Here is a 15,803-nt window from a genome sequence, read left to right on the forward strand (position 1 = left end):
TACACATGAAAAACAGCAAACTCATTATAGACAGACTAACTGCACTTTGGGCTTTAAACGAATCTGGTTTAGGTGGTTTTTTACATGTATTCAATTCGCCATTTACAGGATTGATTGTTGGTGGAATCGCTATTTTATTAATTAGTTTGATTGCCTTCTATGCCGAAAATAAATGGCAATCCATTTTAAAAGCTTTAATTATTGTATTAATTATAAAAATGGCGGTTAGTCCCTACTCCCCTTTTACAGCCTATATATCCGTAAGTTTTCAAGCGGTTCTAGCAGCATTTTTATTTTCCAATTTCTCATGGCGTGGTTTTACCTTAATTGTTTTAGGCGTGGTTACCTTCTTACAATCGGCACTGCAAAAACTATTAACCTTGACTATAATTTATGGTACCGAATTTTGGGAAGCCATAAACATCTATGGATCATGGATTCAGAACAAAATAAATCTTCTTACCGAAACATCTACGACATCGGTTTTGATTGGATTATATTTGTTTATTTATGGTGTTTGTGGCTTACTGGCTGGACTTTTTATCAATCGTATGATTGGAATTATTGCAACCAAAGCGAACACAGATTTTTATTTAGAACCAGTAATTCTAACTGCAAATACTAACACCCCAAAACGCAATTATTCATCAAAAATCATTTGGGTTTGGCTCATAACCATTGCTATTATTGTTTTAGCTTTAACCTTTTTTGGCGGTACTTTATTTGGCTGGCAAAAAGCGATTTATATTATCCTACGTAGTTTCTTTATTTTAATGATTTGGTATCTAGTTTTAGGGCCTTTTCTTTTGAAGTTCATTCGAAAGTACCTTAAACATAAGGAGTCCAAGTATCAAGAAGATATCAGCAATGCAATGGATTTGTTTCCATATTTCCGACAAATTATGGCCTATACATGGAAAGAAACCAAGCATTTAAAAGGTTATGCGCGATTTGAGTATTTTATGGCGAATAGTATTTCTAATTGCATCCATTTTAAAATTCCTACCGAATGATTTACATCTTAACAGGAGCCATTAGATCAGGTAAAACAACCACGCTTTTCAATTGGTGTAAAAACCGACAAGATGTAGATGGTTTACTATGTCCCGATAATTCGGTTGGCAAACGGTATTTTTTAAAGATACCATCTGAAGAAGAAGTTGCACTTGAAGCTGGAACTGATGTTGAAAGTGAGAAAATTATTCAAATTGGAAGCTTTCGGTTTTTAAAATCTGCCTTTGATAAAGCTAATAATTATTTATTGTCAATAGCTTCTAATAACCCTAATACCTACATCATTATTGATGAAATTGGAAAATTAGAATTGAAAAATGATGGGTTGCATGAATCGGCTGAACAATTGATTTCAAAATTTCAATTGGATGAGAAACACCATGTAATTCTAGTGGTTCGCGATTATTTATTAGATGCTGTTTTGGAACATTATGCTATTTCTGAATATTCGGTTATCAAAACTGAAGATTTGAAAAGAGATTATTTTTGATAAAGACTCATCAAAACTTTTTCTGGTGTCATTGGTGCATGAAACTTTAAATTATAATTCGGATTAAAGGCTTTAATTGCATTTTGAAGTGCAAAATAAGCACCAATACCATACATTAAAGGGGGTTCACCAACGGCTTTCGATTTTAAAATAGCGTGCTCATGACCTTCAGTTTCCAAAGGAATGGTTTCAACAATTTTAGGCACCGAAAATAAATCTGGAATTTTATAAGTTGATAAGGCATTAGAAAGTAATTTTCCATTTTCATTATACGCAATTTCTTCCATCGTCATCCAACCAATACCTTGAATTAAAGCACCTTCAACTTGACCTAAATCAATCCCTTCACTCATACTTTTTCCGTAATCGTGAACCATTTTCACGCTATCAAATTCATAAGTTCCACGTGTGCAATCTACTGTAGTGGTAATAATAGCTGTTCCATATACATGGTAGGCAAACGGATGGCCTTTTTCCTTGGTTTTATCAAAGTGAATTTCTGGTGTGGCATAATGGGCATTTTCCGTTAAAGCTACACGTTTTAACATGGCTTTACTAATGAGTTCTGTCCAAGATAGTTCGGATTTTTTGTCATTTATATGAATAAATTCGTATCGCAAAGATATATCATCAACTTTACTATTCAATTCTTCTGACGCTACTAACCTTAAACGCTCCAAAAGAGCATGACATGCCATTTGTAAAGCTTTTCCATTTAAATCTGCAGTAGAGCTAGCAGCTGATGGCGAGGTATTGGCAACTCGGGTTGTATTGGTCGTTTCTATCTTGATTTTTTCAATAGGAATGGAAAATATATCAGCGGCAATTTGCATCATCTTCGTATTAACACCTTGTCCCATTTCTACAGCGGCCGTGCTGATACCAACACTTCCATCCAAATAAATATGAACCAAAGCACGCGCATGATTCATTGGAGTATTTGTAAAGGAAATACCAAAAGTTATTGGCATAAAAGCGATGCCTTTTTTAAAGTCAGAATTCAATTTATTAAAATCAGCCACCTCCTGCTCCAATGCGTCACTATTAAATACTAATTTTGCCGAATTCCATGAATTTTTCGCTTCTACTTGTTTGGCAATTTGTCCATAAGAAAACGTATCATTTTCATCCAATAAATTCGCTTCTTGAATTTGTCTTGAACTCACGCCAATTTCATGAGCCGCTTTTGCAATAGCAGATTCAATGACGAACATACCCTGTGGTCCACCAAAACCTCGAAACGCGGTGTTTGGTGGCAAATTGGTTTTGCAACTTAAAACGGTTGTACTTACATTAGGTACATAATAACTATTTGTGGCGTGAAATAAAGTTCGTTCTGCTATGGCTGGCGACAAATCGGCTGCAGCACCAGAATTTTGAAGAAACTCCGCTTGGTAAGCTAAAATTTTCAAGTCTTTAGATAAACCTATTTTATAAGTACTTTCATACGGATGGCGTTTACCTGTCATGCGTAAATCATCATGACGATTCAAAACCAATTTAACCGATTGATTTAAATAATAGGTTGCCAAGGCTGCCATAACAGCCCAAGGTGTTGCTTGGTCTTCTTTACCACCAAAACCACCACCAAGTCTGGTAACATCAATTTCAATTTTATGCATGGCAAGACCTAATACGCGAGCTGTTGTGGCTTGTACAGCCGTTGGGCCTTGAGTAGAGGATGTTATTTTTATATTCCCATTTTCCAAAGGTTCGGCGTACGCACCTTGTGTTTCAATATATAAATGCTCTTGTCCGTTTGAAAAAGTTTCGCCTTCAAACACATACTCACAATTGGCAAATGCATTTTCGGTATCACCTAAACTGAATGATCGTGGGGCATTTATAAAACTGCCCTTTTCTTTGGCTTCTTTAGCCGTTGTAATAACTGGTAATTCTTCAATTTCAATAGCAATTAATTGTCTGGCTTGTCTGGCTATAAATTCAGTTTCTGCAACAATTAAAGCAATTGGCATGCCCCAAAAATGGACTTCGTTTTCAGCAAAAAGTGGTTCATCTGCAATGATACCTCCAATTTCATTGATACCAGGAATATCTTTATATGTAAAAATACGTTCGACACCTTCCAAGGCTTCAGCTTTAGAATAATCAATACTTATAATTTTTCCATGGGCTTTTGGTGAATCAAAAACAACAGCATGAAAAGTCCCTTGTCTGATATTGACATCATCTACATAGAGTGATTCGCCGCGAACATGCGTGTACGAATCCCTATTTTTAACGCTGTTTTTTAATGATTTGGTTACAGCATCAAGTTTAGAATCTAAATTGGTATGTGATTTGTTTTTATGCATGTTGAACAAAATCGTTTAAAGTGAATTGTTTTGGAAATAACGTGGTAAAATGTGCGAAAAATAATTGTCTTGCCAATAGTCGCTTATAATCACTAGTGCCACGAACATCACTAATTGGTGAGATTTCAGATTGTAGAATTTCGTTAGCCTGCATTATGATTTCAACAGTCAAATCTTTTCTCCTTAAAAATTTAGAGGTCTCGTGCAAATATTTTGGGATAGCGGCAACGCCACCAATGGATACATGAACTTCTGAAATATGATCGTCATTTACTGCAATATGAATAGCCGAATTAACGCTTGCAATATCTAAATGTGTACGTTTACAAACTTTTTCAAAATTAAAATAGGACTGATTTGACGGTATATTGAAACGGATTTCCTTTAGTAATTCGCCATCGTTTAAGTCAAATTTTTTATAATCTTGGTAGAAATTTTTAAGTGCAAGGATTCGTTCATTTTCATGTTCGTCAATAATAGTAAGCTCACTATTTAACGCTAAAAAGAAAATGGTCATATCACCAATTGGCGACGCGTTTACCAGGTTTCCACCGAAGGAAGCCATATTTCTAATTTGTTCTGAAGACACCAACTTCAGGTGTTTTCGTAAGTTGGGTATCAAGCTGTTTAGTTCCGTATGATTCCATAAATCGGTAACCGTTGCATTGGTTCCAATTGTGCAGATAGCATCATTAATTGAAATTCCTTTTAAATAACCTTTTTCAGCAATTAAGTGTACATCGTTATCCGCCAAATCATCGGCTTGTTGCACGTATAAATCGGTTCCTCCAGAAACAAATTTTCCTTTGGGCTGATTTAATTCCTTTGCTTCAATATCTAGTAAACGTTGTGGAATGCTTTTAAAGTATTCTGGAATAAAGCCATGATCAATCAACCAACCAAAAGAATGAACTTCTTGATTTTCTAATTTTTCAACCACTTGAAGTGCTGCTTTCTCTATGGCTTTGTAACCTGTACACCTACAGATGTTTCCGCTAATAGCATCTAAAGCATTACTATAGTTTTTTTCCGAATTTGATAATGCAAAACCTGTTAGCGAAACGACAAAACCTGGTGTGCAAAAACCACATTGCGTGGCGTAATTTGCTTTCATGGCTTCTTGAGACGTAGTTAATTTGTCTTTTAGATTAGTACCTTCAACCGTTACAATATGTTTACCATGGGCATTTCCTAATGGTGAAATACAGGATGTAATAGTTTGGTATTCCATAACACCACGCTCATTTAGAGTGCCGACTAAAACGGTGCATGCACCACAATCGCCTTCACGACATCCTATTTTGGTGCCAGTGAGTCGTTGTTGGTAACGAACAAAATCCAATAACGTCATTCCCGCATGTTCTGGCGTTTTAATGGTTTTGTTATTTAGTATGAAGGTGATCATGTTTTAGTTTCAATTTGTTTTAGAAAGTTCTATCGATTGAAGAATTGCTTCTTAACTATATCGTCACTTCGAGTGAAATTTCAATTTAGAAATTTTGTATCGAGAAGGTTTTATTAAAACAAAAGTTCTCGATACGTTTCTCGTAAACTTGGAACACTCGAACTGACGTTATCTCTAATTTAATAAGCCGTTTTATCAGTTTTTTTCGTCCATTCCTGAAAAGGTTCAATAGCAATATCGCGCGCCAATTGCTCAAATGGAATGCTACGTTCAGCATATGGTAATGGAATTTCCTTGTATATAAACTCATCATCAAAGCCAATATTAGCGGCGTCATTTTGGCTACTTCCGTAATACACTTTATCAGGTCTTGCCCAATAAATAGCACCTAAACACATAGGACACGGTTCGCAAGATGTGTAAATTTCACAACCATCCAATTGAAAAGAGCCCAAATTTTTGCAGGCATCTCTAATAGCAGTCACTTCAGCATGTGCCGTAGGGTCATTACTAGAGGTAACTTTGTTATTTCCACGTCCAACTATTTTTCCATCTTTAACAATAACGCAACCAAATGGTCCACCTTCGTTATTATTCATTCCTTTTAAAGCTGCGTTTACAGCTTCTTTCATAAATTGTTCTTTCGACATTTTAAAAATATTTTTCTGAAAAATACAAATCATTTGAAGTAATCCGACCGAAAATTGCTGATATTTATAAACACAATGTGTCATAGCTTTTATTACGCTTGATTTATGCACATTTTATTATAAAAATTGCTATCTATTTTTCACCAACTCATCAACATGCATCATATATGTAGCGATGGCATTTAGTTCCTCATCGGTAATATTTTTTAGGAACCCATCAATATTGTCTTGCATAATAGCAATTTCACTTGCCGTTACATCTAAAATTGGTTTGGAATTGCCCTTTAAAAACGCCACAATATCAGCGTTGTTTTCTTTGTACACCTTCATAATTTCAATAACCGATGGCGCTTTAAAATAGGTGTCTATGTCGTGACAGGTAACACAGGTTTTTTCTGAAAATAAGCGATTACCTAGAAAGATTTTAGAATCGTAACTTAATTCCGTACGTTCGGGAACAGAATTATCAATTGATTCTTCTATTTTTTTTTCAGACTTACAGCTGTTCAGCAGTAAAATGAACAGTAGAATTGTAAATATTCGCATACCCAAGTTTTTAAATTTCTTCGTGAGAATGAAGATATTACTAAAGTATAAAATATAATAATTAGATAACATGACAATTATCAGGCGTGTTAATAATCATGTATTTATAAAAAGAAAACTCCAATAGATATGACCAAACAGACCGCTATTGGAGTTTTAAATTTTTATTAAAAGTTAAAAACTATTTTATGTGTTACGCGTTTTCTAGCGTGCGTTGTGTTCTTCTATAGGTGTAATTTGGATAGATACTACGTTTTGCAAAACGGTTTAATTTATCACTATTAATCATTTTAATATACACTTGTTTCGTTACACCAAAATACTCATAAGACGAACCGTCTTGAAAGAAAATTTCAAGTAATAAACCTTTATGGGTATAATCTGCAATACTAGAATTGGTAATGGTTTCTGTGTAAGCTTCTAAATTAGCAGCAATAGTTTCTGGTGCAATACTGACTAAAAAATGGTAGCCATCTATAATCTTTCTACTTTTTATTTCAGCTTCTTCTTGACGCTCGTCTCCATCTTGAAACTTGTCTGGATGCCACTCTTTAACCAAATCACGATAGCTCTTTTTTAAAGACTTAAGCTCCAATTCCTTTTCAACTCCAAAGAGTTTCTTGTATTCGTTTATGCGCTTCATACCAAATTTATTTGAGGGCGCAAAAGTACATGTAAATAACACATAAACAACATTAATAATTAAATAATGTTTAGTTGGTTTTTAATCTATTAAATATGATTAATTTTATAACCATGAATAAATTCTGTTATCCTTAAAATCTTACTGAAATATGACTTCAAAAATCCAATCCATTCATGTTAAAGATTTAGAAGGTGCTGTTGTTGATTTAATATTGAGGTACAACAACAAAATTTTATTACTAATTATTTATAATAATGACTGTTTAGGATGTACAGGACGCGCTATTCCTCTTGCTTATGAATTTCAAACAAAATACCCGGTTATTCAAGTAATTGGTATTCATTCTGATTTTAAAAATCGAGAAGGAACTAAAACATCTATAACGCGTATTTTTAGAAATGGTCAAATTCCCTTTCCAATTTACATTGACGAACATCATAGAGTCTATGATCAATTCGAAGCAGAAGGGACTCCGCAATGGGTTTTAATTACAGAAAATGGCACCTTGTTCCGTTCCTTTTTTGGGTCTCAAGCTAATGCCCAAAACAGGCTCTACTACGCCATTGAAGCGCTTATAAATAATTAAAATGTACGTCTATACTATTCATTTACTTGAAATTAGGGTTAAAACCGCATAAAAATTTTGCCGAAATATTAAAACCCTAAACCTTTAATACATTAAACCTAGCATAATTTTATATAAAAGTTATATTTGACCCCAATTTTAATAACCCCAAATTTTTAAACACATGAAAAAAATTACGTTTACAATTTTTACAATTTGCTTATGTATAACAGAGTTTGCTTTAGCACAAACGGTTATCCATGTTCCAACAGATCAATCTACTGTTCAAGCTGCGGTAAATGCCGCATCCAATAATGATATAATAGTTGTTGCCAATGGTACTTATAACGAAAGTATTAATCTTGCTACGGGACCAAATGGTATTTCTATTCAAGCAGAAAATGCAGGTAATGCAATCATTAATGGTAATTCGGCACCAGCTTTTTTTGCGGCTGGACATACCGGAAATATTACAATCTCTGGGTTTACCTTAACCTCTTCTTTAAACTCTAATAGTCAAGGCATCATTCATATGTCCAATGTATTGGGTCATATATCCGTAATTGGTAACGCGTTTTCAGCAGATAACACAAACGGAATCTATCTGAACTCTAATAGTACTATAGAATTGAGTGCCTCTATTTTAAATAATAGTTTTGGTAATTTCGGCAATGACGACCTGATAAAAATTGGTGTAGGTGAAAATGGTATTGGTGGAGATGCTAATATTCTGATTGATAATAACTCCAACACAGGAACATTAGAAGATGATGCTATAGAGGTTGCTTTTGAAAATAACAATAGCCATGCAACTTTGGTAATTACCAATAATAATTTTAGCAACTGGCTTGGATCTGGCAGCGGTATAGATGTACACCTAGGAAATGGTAGTCCTGCAGCTACTAATTTAGAAGCTCGCTTTACTATTGCTGGAAACATGTTAACCAATGTGGATGGTGATGCGCTTTTAATTAATTTAGATGGTATTAATAACACCCTTTATGGAACTATATCAAATAACACCATTATAGGTGATAATTTAAACACGAGTAATGGTATGTTTATAGATGGTGACAGTACATCCAATGGTGTGCAAGCAACCTTAACAATTAATAACAACACGATATCTGGTATCATAAACAACGGTATTTATGATAGGCCGTTTTGCGATGATGTTTCAACAGATGTTTGGAATTTAGTTATTAATAATAATACTATAGATAATCCAAATTCCGACAATTCACCTGCCGATATGAGTCAAGCCGGAATTTTAATTACAGATTCATCAGGTATTGATGATGAAAATTATATTATTAATGCTGAAATAACAAACAATACCATTACCAATCTTAATGGTGTTACAGATTGTATTATTATTGCAAGACCTACAACAACTCTAGAAGCTACAGCTATCATAAATTATGCTGCTTCAGGAAACTCGTGCGCACCAACATTATTAGGAAATCCTACAAGTACAGCAGACCCCGTTTCAAACAGCCTTGATTTGTTTGAAATTGGCAATTTAGTTTGGAATGACTTGGACGGTAACGGCATTAAGGATTCAGGTGAGACTGGTGTAGAAGGTGTAACAATTCGCATTGCAGGAAATGGCTTTTTAGGATCTACAACATCTAATGCCAACGGTATTTACATCTTACCTGCTTTAACACCAGGAACGTATACCTTAACCGCAGTACCTACCTTAAACTTGCCAGATATTAGTATTCAAAATGCAGGTGGAGATCCCACAGTAGATAGTGATTTTGATCCTATAACCAAAACTGTCAATGTGACGCTAACAGCAGGTGGTTCAAACAATTTAGATATTGATTTAGGCATTTACGATAGTTCAACATTAGGTTTAACCAAAGTTAATTTTAATGCTGTTAGTTTCTATCCAAATCCGGTTTCTAACTTCTTAACAATTAATACCCAATTAACAAATTATAAGTATACCATTTACTCTGTACAAGGGCAACTAATTACTTCTAAAGCATCCAATAATCAAATGCAACGCATAGATTTCAATAATTTTGCTACAGGCGTTTATGTTTTGATTATTAATACTAATGAAAAATCTTATTCCTATAAAGTGATTAAAAAGTAACCTACTTATTAATCAACCCTTTTACAACATTAGCTTGCCGAATTATCACTATTTCACAATGGTGTCATGATTTAGCAAGCTAATATTGTTTTTACTAATGCACGAATTTACTACCAAATTATAATTTTGGATGCCCAAATGCTGTTTTCTCTTGAAGTTGGTTATTCCTTAATTGTGTTTTTTCTTCAGAAATTTAAATAATGAGCCCCTTTGATTAAAGGCCAAGGCAAATTCTTCTTTCTCCTGTTGTAACAAGAAAACTTATGGTAATAGGTTTGGTTTAAAATTTCAAACATTCCAAAAACATCCGTAATTACCATTAATATTTTTTGTATTGCGTTAAATATAAATCTATTAGAGACTGTCTGATACATTGATAATAATTACATTCCTGAAAACCTAAAAAATTCTAAAACTATGAAACTATGAAAAACAACGTCATTATAATTACTGGAGCCTCAAGTGGAATTGGAAAAGCTACAGCAAAACTATTAGCTAAAAAAGGTGCTAAAGTGGTTCTTACGGCAAGAAGCACAGATAAATTAAACACTTTAAAAAAAGAAATTGAAGATAACCAAGGTGAAGCATATGTTGTAACTGCAGATGTTACAGATAAAAAAGCATTTGAAACTGTGGTGACTAAAACACTAGAAAAATATGGAACCATTAATTCTTTAATTAATAATGCAGGTTTAATGCCCTTATCATTTGTTGAAAAATTAAAAACTGATGAATGGAATACCATGGTAGACGTCAATATTAAAGGCGTGTTAAATGGCGTGTCAGCTGTACTCCCTACTCTAATCAAAAATAAAGGCGGTGACATCATTAATATTTCTTCTATGGCTGCAAATCGTTATTTCCCAGGAGGTGCGGTTTACTGCGCTACAAAATCTGCTGTTAAGATGTTTTCCGAAGGACTACGACAAGAATTAGCACCAAAATACGGTATTAATGTAACGTCTATTGAGCCCGGAGCTGTGGATACGAATTTAACTGATACCATTACTGATGAAGACATTAAAGAGAAAATGTCTGGCATGCAGAGCATGACAACTTTAAAAGCCGATGATATTGCCAATGCTATTTACTACGCTTTATCACAACCTGATCATGTAAATATTAATGATGTGTATATCGTGCCAAGTGAACAACAATAAAAAATAAAAACTATGAAAACTGAAACAAAAACCTTTAAAACTATAAACCCAGCCACTGGAAAAACGTTGGAAACCTATAATTATATGTCTGATTCTGAAGTGGAGTCAATAATAGAAAAATCGCACAAAGCGTTTACAGCATGGCGTTCAAAATCCATTGAAGCACGTGGTAAAATAATTCAAGCAATAGAAAAAGAATTAATAAATCAAAAGTCCGATTTAGCACAGCTTATGACAGACGAAATGGGGAAACTCATTAAACAAAGTCATCAGGAAGTAAAATTGTGTGCTGGTATTTGCGATTATTCCGCCTCTATTGCTGCAGATAATTTAAAAAACGAAACCCGCGAATTATCCAACGGCGGTAAAGGTATTGTTACCTACGCACCTATTGGAATTATTTACGGAATTCAGCCTTGGAATTACCCAAGCTACCAGGTAATTCGTTATGCTATTACTAATTTAATTGCTGGAAATAGTGTGTTATTAAAGCATGCTGCTAACGTTACTGGAACGGCTAAACGTTTAGAATCTATATTTAAAAATGCAGGCTTACCAGATGGATTATTTAGCGTTTTAATAATAGATCACGACCAATCAGATACGGTTATAAAACATAAATTAGTTAGAGGTGTTACCCTTACAGGTAGTCCAGTTGCTGGAAAAGCTATAGGTAAATTGGCTAGTGAAAATTTAAAGAAAACCGTTTTAGAATTAGGAAGTAATGATGCTTATCTAATTTTAAAGGATGCTGATATGGAAAATGCCGTAAAACAATCTGTTATGGGTCGTATTTATAACAACGGTGAAACATGTATTGCTGCCAAACGATTTATTGCTGTGGATGCCATTTACGATAAATTCAAAGACGCTTTTGTAAAGGCTATGAGCGAAATTAAATTAGGAAATCCCAATGAAAAAGAGACAGAGTTAGGTCCTATGGCTCGCAAAGATTTACGTGAAAAAATCCATAAACAAGTAACGGAAAGTGTTGAAAAAGGAGCAAAAATTCTATGTGGTGGAAAACCGCAAGAAGGTGACGGTTATTATTATCCGGCTACAGTTTTAGAAAATGTAAAACCTGGACAGCCAGCTTACGATGATGAACTTTTTGGACCCGTTGCATCACTTATCAAAGCTAAAAATGAAGAAGACGCCATGCGAATTGCCAACGACAGCCGTTTTGGATTGGGAGGCGGAATTTTTTCCAAGGACGTAGATCGTGCTACAAAGTTAGCTGAAACACATTTTGATACGGGAATGGTTTTTATCAACTCCTTTGGTTTGGCCGATCCTACAATGCCATTTGGTGGTGTAAAAGATTCTGGTTATGGTCGTGAGCACGGTGGATTTGGTATGAAAGAATTTGTAAACGTTAAGTCTATATTAATTAGCGATTAGTAAATTTTTATCTTAAATATAGGATTATCAGAAAAGCATATTTTATCTCGGATATTTTTGTCCGCTATTAAATATGCTTTACCTTTGTGAAACAAATACAATAAAGCTATAGCCAACATTTTATTAACAAACATCCATCTTTAAATATACATTTATGAAAACAGCATCCATAACAGACCAATTGGTTTATAAAACAGATAAACCTGCTATTAGTGTACTACTTGATAGCGATCACTCTAAAGAAATTAGAATTGTCATGCGCAAAGGCCAAATTATGAAAGAACATAAAGCACCTGCTCCTATTGTGGTTTCTATTTTTGAAGGCGCCATAGAATTTGGCGTTAATGGCGAAAAATTACAATTAAAAAAAGGCGATTTAATTGCTTTAGAAGCCCATGTTCCTCATGATTTGTTATGTACCGCTGATTGTATTGTGCGCTTATCTTTATCCAAAACAGATAGTGTTAATCGTGTGGAGCGTGTGGTTGAATAGATTTAACTACAAACTATTATTTAAAAGGTCAATTCTACAAGAATAGACCTTTTTTAGAATTAATTGATTCTAAGTTTACGGCTAACCGTTGTTTTACCTAATGGTTAGTCGCCTTTTATTCCTGTCCCAACCCTAAATCATTAAACCTAAACATTTGTTAAAAAAGAATGAACATTCATTTTTTAACCTATCTTTGTACAAGAATTAAAAAACATGGCAAAACTTCAGAAAAGTATCGATAAACGAAACGCCCTTATTAAAGCTACCATTGAGTTAGTAAATAATAATGGTTTTCACGCCACGCCTATGAGTAAAATAGCGAAGATGGCCAATGTATCGCCAGCAACTATTTACCTCTATTTTGAAAACAAACAGGATTTGGTTAATAAAACCTATTTAGAAGTAAAAGCCGCATTTACGGATTTTGCCTTTGCTACCTATAGTGATGAAGTTTCTGTTGAATCTGGATTTGAAACCATTTGGAAACGCATAGCCGAGTTTAAACAGACCGAACTTGACAAAGCCATGTTTTTAGCGCAATGTGATAACACACCCATGATTGACGAACCTAGCGTGCAACAAGGGATTAAACATTTACAACCCCTACTCGACCTTTGGGAACGTGGAAAGCAAGAAGGTGTTATAAAGCCTCTATCCAACTATATATTATATGCCTATGCTATTAATCCATTATCCTTTTTAATGATGGCACAAAAGCGTGGTAATTTTCAACTCGACCAGACACAAATAGATGCAGCTTTTCAATCGGCTTGGAGCAGTATAAAAACAATTGAACACAACATATAAAATTATCATATAATGAAAACACAAACCATATTATTAAAAAATAGACCTGAAGGCAAACCAACGCTTTCAGATTTCGAGTTTATAACAGAAGACATCAAAGAAACCATCAGTTCTGGTGAAATGTTATTAGAAACGGCATACGTTTCCGTAGATCCTTATTTACGTGGTCGCATGAGTGACGCCAAGTCTTATGTTCCTCCGTTTGAATTGAACAAACCCATTCACTCTGGTGTTGTAGCCAAAGTTATCGACTCTAAAAACGACAAATTTTCGGAAGGTGATTATGTTTCAGGTATGTTGGATTGGAAAACCCAACAAATATCAAAAGGCGAAGATCTTTTAAAGGTTGATGCTAACAAAGCACCCTTGAGTGCATATTTAGGAATTTTAGGCATGACCGGTTTAACAGCTTATTGTGGATTAACACAAATTGGTAAACCGCAAGCTGGCGAAACATTAGTCGTTTCGGGAGCTGCAGGAGCCGTTGGATCTGTTGTTGGTCAGATAGGGAAAATCCTTGGTTTACGCGTTGTTGGTATAGCTGGTACAGATGAAAAGATTGACATGCTAAAATCCAAATTTGGTTTTGATGCAGGTATTAATTATAACACAACAGACGATATGAAATCGGCAATAGCCGAAGCTGCTCCAGATGGCGTGGATATTTATTTTGATAATGTAGGAGGACCAATTTCTGATGCTATATTCTTTAGTATTAACAAATTTGCACGCATTATTAATTGTGGCGCTATATCGGTATACAATAACACTGAATTGCCAAAAGGCTTAAGCGTACAACCATTTCTAGTTAAAAATAGCGCACTCATGCAAGGCTTTATCGTTTCGAATTATGCAGAAAAATTTCCTGAAGCCATGAAGCAACTATCAGAATGGTTATCCGAAGGAAAACTTACCTATACAGAAACAATAGTAGATGGTTTCGACAACATTCCAAAAGCTTTTATCGATTTATTTGAAGGTAAAAACAAAGGTAAAATGATTGTTAAAATCTAAATTTTAGAAAAACATAAAAAAAATATTATGAACAATTTTGAATTTAAAAACCCGACCAAAATTATATTTGGAAAGGATAGTATCAAAAAATTAGAGAACGAAATACCTGAAAACGCTAAAATTCTGCTCTTGTATGGTGGCGGAAGTATTAAGAAAAACGGTATTTATAATCAAGTAAAAGCAGCATTGGGTAATGCAACCGTTATTGAATTTGGTGGCATCCCTGCCAATCCAGAATATGCTGTTTTATTGGAAGCATTGGAAATTATTAAAACAGAAAATATCAACTTTTTATTAGCCGTTGGTGGTGGTTCCGTAATTGATGGTACTAAATTTTTATCAGCTGCGGGCTTATATGAAGGTCTTACGCCTTGGGATATTTTAGCCGATAATATTAGAACCGAAAAAGGCTTGCCATTTGGTACGGTTTTAACCTTACCTGCAACCGGTTCTGAAATGAATTCAGGTGCCGTAATTACCCGAGCTGAAACGAAAGAAAAATTAAGCATGGGTGGTCCTGGCTTATTTCCAGAGTTTTCCATTTTGGATCCACAGGTTATAACCTCTATTCCAGAGCGCCAATTGGCTAATGGTTTAGCAGATGCCTTCACACATGTTTTAGAACAATATATGACCTATCCTAGTGGTGCCTTATTACAAGATCGTTTTGCTGAAAGTATATTGCAAACCATTATAGAGGTCGCTCCAAAGGTATTGAAAGATCCAACAGATTATCAAGCAGCTTCAAATTTCATGTGGAGCTGTACAATGGCCTTAAACGGACTCATTCAAAAAGGTGTTCCTACAGATTGGGCAGTTCATGCCATTGGCCATGAGTTAACCGCTTTATTTGGCATAGACCATGCACGGACTCTCGCCGTTATTGCACCAAGTCATTACAAGTATAATTTTGAAGCGAAAAAAGACAAATTAGCACAATATGGCGAACGTGTTTGGAATATTACAGAAGGCAACACAGATGACATTGCATATTTAGCTATTGAAAAAACTGTGGCATTTTTTCATGCTTTGGGAATTAATACCAAACTCTCTGATTATACCAAAGACTTTGAAGGTACTGCAGAAACCATATCGCAACGATTCACGGATCGTGGTTGGTTAGGATTAGGTGAACACCAATCCTTATCTCCAGACAAGGTGGAAAAAATTGTAAAAATGGCATACTAGTT

General features: G+C 34.6%; 15 protein-coding genes. 10 read left to right on the forward strand and 5 right to left on the reverse strand.

Going from position 1 to position 15,803, the window contains the following annotated elements; translation table 11 throughout:
- Positions 1 to 5: 5 nt before the first annotated feature.
- Both ACFPH8_RS07085 and ACFPH8_RS07090 read left to right on the forward strand, forming a co-directional pair.
- The gene (locus ACFPH8_RS07085; protein WP_376859664.1) at positions 6 to 1,013 is read left to right on the forward strand and encodes a hypothetical protein; all 1,008 of its coding nucleotides are present in this window, start codon (positions 6 to 8) and stop codon (positions 1,011 to 1,013) included.
- Positions 1,010 to 1,504, forward strand: a complete 495-nt coding sequence (locus ACFPH8_RS07090; protein WP_376859666.1) for a nucleoside-triphosphatase — start codon at positions 1,010 to 1,012, stop codon at positions 1,502 to 1,504. The genes ACFPH8_RS07085 and ACFPH8_RS07090 overlap by 4 nt, the downstream gene beginning before the upstream one ends.
- Here the strand turns inward: ACFPH8_RS07090 and ACFPH8_RS07095 are convergent.
- The 5 genes from ACFPH8_RS07095 to ACFPH8_RS07115 form a co-directional block, all read right to left on the reverse strand.
- Complete coding sequence (locus ACFPH8_RS07095; protein ID WP_376859668.1) at positions 1,495 to 3,819, reverse strand: xanthine dehydrogenase molybdopterin binding subunit; 2,325 nt, start codon at positions 3,817 to 3,819, stop codon at positions 1,495 to 1,497. The two genes, ACFPH8_RS07090 and ACFPH8_RS07095, sit on opposite strands and share 10 nt — an antisense overlap.
- The gene (locus tag ACFPH8_RS07100; protein WP_376859670.1) at positions 3,812 to 5,224 is read right to left on the reverse strand and encodes an FAD binding domain-containing protein; all 1,413 of its coding nucleotides are present in this window, start codon (positions 5,222 to 5,224) and stop codon (positions 3,812 to 3,814) included. Before ACFPH8_RS07100 ends, ACFPH8_RS07095 begins: the two co-directional genes overlap by 8 nt.
- A 179-nt stretch (positions 5,225 to 5,403) precedes the next feature.
- Positions 5,404 to 5,874: a nucleoside deaminase gene (locus ACFPH8_RS07105; protein WP_376859672.1), complete on the reverse strand. Its 471-nt coding sequence runs from the start codon at positions 5,872 to 5,874 to the stop codon at positions 5,404 to 5,406.
- A gap of 129 nt (positions 5,875 to 6,003) precedes the next feature.
- Positions 6,004 to 6,420, reverse strand: a complete 417-nt coding sequence (locus ACFPH8_RS07110; protein WP_376859674.1) for a c-type cytochrome — start codon at positions 6,418 to 6,420, stop codon at positions 6,004 to 6,006.
- 193 nt (positions 6,421 to 6,613) lie between these two features.
- Positions 6,614 to 7,063 (reverse strand): KTSC domain-containing protein, encoded by a 450-nt coding sequence (locus ACFPH8_RS07115; RefSeq protein WP_248399623.1) that lies wholly within the window; start codon positions 7,061 to 7,063, stop codon positions 6,614 to 6,616.
- A 151-nt stretch (positions 7,064 to 7,214) separates the two neighbouring features.
- Here ACFPH8_RS07115 and ACFPH8_RS07120 point away from each other — a divergent pair, with 151 nt between their 5' ends.
- The 8 genes from ACFPH8_RS07120 (at position 7,215) to ACFPH8_RS07155 (ending at position 15,801) form a co-directional block, all read left to right on the forward strand.
- Positions 7,215 to 7,652 carry a TlpA family protein disulfide reductase gene (locus ACFPH8_RS07120; RefSeq protein WP_376859677.1) on the forward strand — a complete coding sequence of 146 codons (438 nt, stop codon included), beginning with the start codon at positions 7,215 to 7,217 and terminating at the stop codon, positions 7,650 to 7,652.
- Positions 7,653 to 7,815: 163 nt separating this feature from the next.
- A complete protein-coding gene (locus tag ACFPH8_RS07125) occupies positions 7,816 to 9,738 on the forward strand; it encodes an SdrD B-like domain-containing protein (RefSeq protein ID WP_376859679.1) in 1,923 nt (640 codons plus the stop codon).
- A 425-nt stretch (positions 9,739 to 10,163) separates the two neighbouring features.
- Complete coding sequence (locus ACFPH8_RS07130; protein ID WP_376859681.1) at positions 10,164 to 10,898, forward strand: SDR family oxidoreductase; 735 nt, start codon at positions 10,164 to 10,166, stop codon at positions 10,896 to 10,898.
- A 12-nt stretch (positions 10,899 to 10,910) separates the two neighbouring features.
- Positions 10,911 to 12,299 (forward strand): NAD-dependent succinate-semialdehyde dehydrogenase, encoded by a 1,389-nt coding sequence (locus ACFPH8_RS07135; protein WP_376859683.1) that lies wholly within the window; start codon positions 10,911 to 10,913, stop codon positions 12,297 to 12,299.
- 154 nt (positions 12,300 to 12,453) lie between these two features.
- Positions 12,454 to 12,792: a cupin domain-containing protein gene (locus ACFPH8_RS07140; RefSeq protein ID WP_248399613.1), complete on the forward strand. Its 339-nt coding sequence runs from the start codon at positions 12,454 to 12,456 to the stop codon at positions 12,790 to 12,792.
- Positions 12,793 to 13,005: 213 nt separating this feature from the next.
- Positions 13,006 to 13,599, forward strand: coding sequence for a TetR/AcrR family transcriptional regulator (locus ACFPH8_RS07145; protein WP_376859685.1), 594 nt, complete (start codon positions 13,006 to 13,008; stop codon positions 13,597 to 13,599).
- Positions 13,600 to 13,611: 12 nt separating this feature from the next.
- Complete coding sequence (locus ACFPH8_RS07150; protein WP_376859687.1) at positions 13,612 to 14,613, forward strand: NADP-dependent oxidoreductase; 1,002 nt, start codon at positions 13,612 to 13,614, stop codon at positions 14,611 to 14,613.
- Positions 14,614 to 14,640: 27 nt separating this feature from the next.
- Complete coding sequence (locus ACFPH8_RS07155; protein WP_376859689.1) at positions 14,641 to 15,801, forward strand: iron-containing alcohol dehydrogenase; 1,161 nt, start codon at positions 14,641 to 14,643, stop codon at positions 15,799 to 15,801.
- Positions 15,802 to 15,803 lie beyond the last annotated feature (2 nt).

The sequence above is a fragment of the Bizionia hallyeonensis genome, assembly GCF_042657385.1.
Taxonomy (GTDB): Bacteria; Bacteroidota; Bacteroidia; order Flavobacteriales; family Flavobacteriaceae; genus Algorimicrobium; species Algorimicrobium hallyeonense.

Excerpts from the sequence above, each read along its gene's own strand:
- ACFPH8_RS07085 (WP_376859664.1), top strand. The coding sequence starts at position 6 with ATGAAAAACAGCAAACTCATTATAGACAGACTAACTGCACTTTGGGCT.
- ACFPH8_RS07110 (WP_376859674.1), bottom strand. The coding sequence starts at position 6,420 with ATGCGAATATTTACAATTCTACTGTTCATTTTACTGCTGAACAGCTGT.
- ACFPH8_RS07140 (WP_248399613.1), top strand. The coding sequence starts at position 12,454 with ATGAAAACAGCATCCATAACAGACCAATTGGTTTATAAAACAGATAAA.
- ACFPH8_RS07130 (WP_376859681.1), top strand. The coding sequence starts at position 10,164 with ATGAAAAACAACGTCATTATAATTACTGGAGCCTCAAGTGGAATTGGA.
- ACFPH8_RS07145 (WP_376859685.1), top strand. The coding sequence starts at position 13,006 with ATGGCAAAACTTCAGAAAAGTATCGATAAACGAAACGCCCTTATTAAA.
- ACFPH8_RS07120 (WP_376859677.1), top strand. The coding sequence starts at position 7,215 with ATGACTTCAAAAATCCAATCCATTCATGTTAAAGATTTAGAAGGTGCT.
- ACFPH8_RS07105 (WP_376859672.1), bottom strand. The coding sequence starts at position 5,874 with ATGTCGAAAGAACAATTTATGAAAGAAGCTGTAAACGCAGCTTTAAAA.
- ACFPH8_RS07125 (WP_376859679.1), top strand. The coding sequence starts at position 7,816 with ATGAAAAAAATTACGTTTACAATTTTTACAATTTGCTTATGTATAACA.
- ACFPH8_RS07095 (WP_376859668.1), bottom strand. The coding sequence starts at position 3,819 with ATGCATAAAAACAAATCACATACCAATTTAGATTCTAAACTTGATGCT.
- ACFPH8_RS07090 (WP_376859666.1), top strand. The coding sequence starts at position 1,010 with ATGATTTACATCTTAACAGGAGCCATTAGATCAGGTAAAACAACCACG.
- ACFPH8_RS07100 (WP_376859670.1), bottom strand. The coding sequence starts at position 5,224 with ATGATCACCTTCATACTAAATAACAAAACCATTAAAACGCCAGAACAT.
- ACFPH8_RS07150 (WP_376859687.1), top strand. The coding sequence starts at position 13,612 with ATGAAAACACAAACCATATTATTAAAAAATAGACCTGAAGGCAAACCA.
- ACFPH8_RS07115 (WP_248399623.1), bottom strand. The coding sequence starts at position 7,063 with ATGAAGCGCATAAACGAATACAAGAAACTCTTTGGAGTTGAAAAGGAA.
- ACFPH8_RS07135 (WP_376859683.1), top strand. The coding sequence starts at position 10,911 with ATGAAAACTGAAACAAAAACCTTTAAAACTATAAACCCAGCCACTGGA.
- ACFPH8_RS07155 (WP_376859689.1), top strand. The coding sequence starts at position 14,641 with ATGAACAATTTTGAATTTAAAAACCCGACCAAAATTATATTTGGAAAG.